This is a genomic window from Gilliamella sp. wkB108 (genome assembly GCF_001690195.1).
Classification (GTDB): domain Bacteria; phylum Pseudomonadota; class Gammaproteobacteria; order Enterobacterales; family Orbaceae; genus Gilliamella; species Gilliamella apicola_L.
Genome location: NZ_LZGM01000011.1, coordinates 1 through 1,605, shown reverse-complemented (window position 1 = coordinate 1,605; position 1,605 = coordinate 1). Strand labels below are relative to the sequence as shown.

The window sequence follows — 1,605 nt, the reverse complement described above, 5'->3', positions numbered from 1 at the left end:
ATAGATTACTTATATATAATGTAGCGTTATTTTATTTATCTAATTCTTCATCTAATTTGTCTATTTTTTGTTTCATTTGGTCCACTAGGCATTCTGTGATTTTATGAGTGAAATCTGCCAGTTCATTATGATGAATTGGAGACGGAAGCGTTAAACAAATTTGATTGATTTGTTTGTCTATTATTTCCATAGACTCTTGAGTATCTGGATTTTTTTCTGATAAAGATGATAATTTTTGTAATAATATATCGTGATAATAACGGTAAGAATCAAAATTACACCTTATATTGTATTTATCTTGATAACAAGTTTTTAGCTTGTCAGTTTTAAACACCGATGAAGAGGATTGGTTTAGTACTTTAAATTGATCTGGATAAATAATTTGATATTGGTAAGAATCATTGATTAATAATTTTTTTAGTTTAAATTGTAAATTCTCCTTATCAATTTGATAATGTTTCCAAAATATAAACTCAGTACGAAAGCCTAAATCTTTTATTTGTGATAAATAAATATCACCATTAGGACTAATATAATACTCATTAATACCTAACCAATAAGTATTGTGAGTATTATAAAAATGACTAGCTAAAATAATTTTATCTTTGATGTCCTGTTTATACATTAATGATAACTCTATTTCAGCTACAATAATATTTTGAGGATGAGCTCCTTGATTATCGATGTATTTATATTTTTTTTTATTTAAAACCAGTTTTAAATCTTCATCAGTATATATAACTGTGTTTTTATGGATTATGTCGTATAAATCATTAAAATCTGTTTCTATCGAGTTTGGAGGGCAATTTTCTTCTTTTCTAGTATTAATAAACTCCTCATTTTCATTAGGAATTACATCTGGTGTTTCCTGTTGCCAGTAATTAACATTCTTAACAAAACAATCACCTTTATATTGTTCGGGAATATTAAACAACTGACTATAGCAAGGTGTGCTTAATAGCAAGATTAAACCTAAATAACATCTTGTTTTCATTATATATTTACCTTTGATAAATCTTATTTTATTTTTTTAAAAAGACCCGTTTTAGTCATTTGATATTGACTTTTTTTAGATTTAATTTCGCCTTTTTTAAAATCGGAAAGACCTGCGTCGATTAGTAATTTTTCTTTTTGGTTAACTAAAATTGTACCATTTGCCTTTATAGTAAAATCATTCCAATATAATACTTCTCCTTCAGGCTCGAATCTTTGATCTAACAATATTGCATCAATAAGTTTACCTTCCGGATTATAACTATTTAATCGGAAAGTAATAACGTTAGTATCATTTTCCGCCAAAGCCATATATATAATACCAGTATATAAAATATCATTAAATTTGAAATAAAAAACTGGGAAATAAAGGCCACCAGTAGCAAAACCTGAATCGTGAGATACCGATTTAACGTCAACTAAAAAATCTTGATCATTAAATCTTAGTGGTGTTTTGTTGTTAGCCGAAATTTGTATTTCATGAATTTTGTTCCAATAATAGTATTTTTTTAATTGATTAGAAGAATAAGGTAATTTTATTTGTTGATAAAAACGTAACTCTTTCTTTATATTGGCTGAAAATGCAATATTTATATTTAACAAAATTAATAA

Annotated in this window: 2 protein-coding genes; both read right to left on the bottom strand. The window is 26.0% G+C overall.

The annotated features are described in order from the left end of the window. Window positions 1–31: 31 nt before the first annotated feature. A complete protein-coding gene (locus A9G11_RS00810; RefSeq protein WP_065617642.1) occupies window positions 32–994 on the bottom strand; it encodes a hypothetical protein in 963 nt (320 codons plus the stop codon). Between the two features lie 23 nt (window positions 995–1,017). Further along, on the bottom strand, window positions 1,018–1,605 hold a 588-nt coding region (locus A9G11_RS14280), incomplete at its 5' end, for a hypothetical protein (protein WP_176701215.1).

What these genes read in the sequence shown, in the direction of transcription:
- A9G11_RS00810 (WP_065617642.1), bottom strand. Translation starts at nt 994, where the DNA reads ATGAAAACAAGATGTTATTTAGGTTTAATCTTGCTATTAAGCACACCT.